The organism is Mesorhizobium sp. M0998 (assembly GCF_040318885.1).
Classification (GTDB): Bacteria; Pseudomonadota; Alphaproteobacteria; order Rhizobiales; family Rhizobiaceae; genus Mesorhizobium.
Window position 1 is genome coordinate 1 of record NZ_JAMYND010000103.1, and the last position, 2026, is coordinate 2026.

Genomic DNA, 2026 nt, shown 5'->3' on the forward strand with positions numbered 1-2026 from the left:
GGATCTCCAATTCCACGGCAGCAAATCATCGATCCGATGAGCCGGATAGGCGGGCAGTCGGGCGAGGACGTCGGCGAGCCAGGCCTGAGGGTCGACGTCATTCAACTTGGCGCTGACGATCAGGCTGTAGAGAACGGCAGCGCGCTGTCCGCCGCGATCGGAACCGCAGAACAGCCAGGACTTTCTGCCGAGAGCGATGCCGCGCAGGGCTCGCTCGGCTGCATTGTTGGATAGGCAGATCCGCCCATTGTCGAGGAACCGGGCGAAGGATGACCAGCGGCGCAGCATGTAGTTGAAGGCCTTGGTCAGATCGTGTCCGCGCGAGAGCTTGTCGCGCGTCTCGATCATCCAGGTCTCGAGCTCCGCGACCAGCGGCAGGCTGCGCTCCTGGCGCACGGCGTGGCGTTGGGCCGGCGACAGGCCGTTGATCGCGCGCTCGATATCGAACAGGGCATCGATGCGCTTCACGGCTTCGACCGCCAGCGGATAGACCAGGTTGGGCTTCTCGCCGTGCGCCTTCTTGCGCGCCGCCGCTTCGATATCGGCCAGCTCGAACACTTTGCGCCGGCTGTGGGCCCAGCAGCTGGCTTCCAGAATAGGCGCCGGCTGACGACCCGTCGCATAGAGATCGCCATAACCACCAAAGGCATCGGCCTGCAGAATGCCGCTCCAGCCGGCAAGATGCGCCGCGGGATGTTCGCCTCGGCGATCGCGGGAATAATAGAACACCGCCGCCGGCGGATCGACACCGCCGAACGGTCGGTCATCACGCACATAGGTCCATAATCGGGCGGTATCGGTCTTGCCCTTGGCCAGGACCGGCACCGTCGTGTCGTCGCCGTGCAGACGCGAAGCGGCCAGCACATGGGCTTCGAGCCGCTTGAACAGCGGCATCAGCGCCGCGACGCCGGCGCCGACCTGGTCGGCGAGCGTCGACAGGCTGAGCGGCACGCCTTCGCGGGCATAGCGTTCGGCCTGACGGTTGAGCGGCTGATGCTGGCCGAACTTCTCGAACAGGATCATCGCCAGCAAGCCGGGACCGGCCCAGCCGCGCGGGGTGGCGTGGAACGGCGCCGGAGCCTGGCTGATCGCCTCGCAGTCGCGGCAGGTGAACTTCTCCCGCACGTGCTGGATCACCTTCCATTGCCGCGGCACCACCTCCAGCGTCTCGGTGATATCCTCACCCAGCCTGCGCAGCCGATGACCGCCGCAGCAGTGGCAAGCGGTCGGCGCCGGCTCGACCACGCGTTCGCGCGGCAGGTGCTCGGGAAATGGCTGGCGCGTCGGTCGCTTGCGCATGTAAGGCGCCACCTCGGTGGTCCGGGCCGCTGCCTGTTCGGCGGCGATCTCGTCTTCCGTCGCGGTGCTCTCGAGTTCCTCGAAGGTGAGTTCCATCTGGTCGTGCAGGCGGGCTGAGCGTTCAGAACTCTGACCATGCAGCGCCCGCTGCAGCTTCCGGATCGTCAGATGCTGATGCGCGATCAGCGCCGCATCATCCGATGCCTTGGCCCTGGCGACCGCCAGTTCGGCCTCGACCAGCGCAGCGCGCGCGGCCTCGTCTTCGGCTCTGGCCAGCGCCGCGGTCAGCGCTGCTCTCAGCGCGCCAATATCGTCCGGAACAGCATCCTGGGCGGTGGCAACCATGCCCTGGAGTGAATCATAAAACGCGTCCGCTGACTCGCGGAAAATGGCGCAAACTCAAAGAAAAACTCAGCCCGCGCGCTGCGGGCGGAACGTGTGAAGCGGGTTGCGCCAATCGATCCCGTCGAGCATGTAGGCGAGCTGCGCCGGTGATATGGAAACCGTGCCGTCCGCCGGCGACGGCCATAGAAACCGGCCCTTCTCGAGCCGTTTTGCATATAGCGACATGCCGAGCCCATCATGCCAGATAATCTTGACCAGATTGCCGCTGCGGCCGCGGAAGACATAAAGATCGCCGGCATGCGGATCCCGGCCCAACGTCTCCTGAACCTGCAGGGCGAGGCCTTGCATTCCGCGACGCATATCGGTCCGGCCGACCGCCAAC

2 protein-coding genes are annotated in these 2026 nt (G+C 65.8%); both read right to left on the reverse strand.

The window, feature by feature from the left end:
- Positions 1-1644 (reverse strand): IS66 family transposase (gene tnpC, locus NKH59_RS33235; RefSeq protein ID WP_353024451.1); only part of this gene is annotated, 1644 nt, incomplete at its 3' end.
- Between the two features lie 66 nt (positions 1645-1710).
- Positions 1711-2026 (reverse strand): IS66 family insertion sequence element accessory protein TnpB (tnpB, locus tag NKH59_RS33240; RefSeq protein WP_502908734.1); only part of this gene is annotated, 316 nt, incomplete at its 5' end.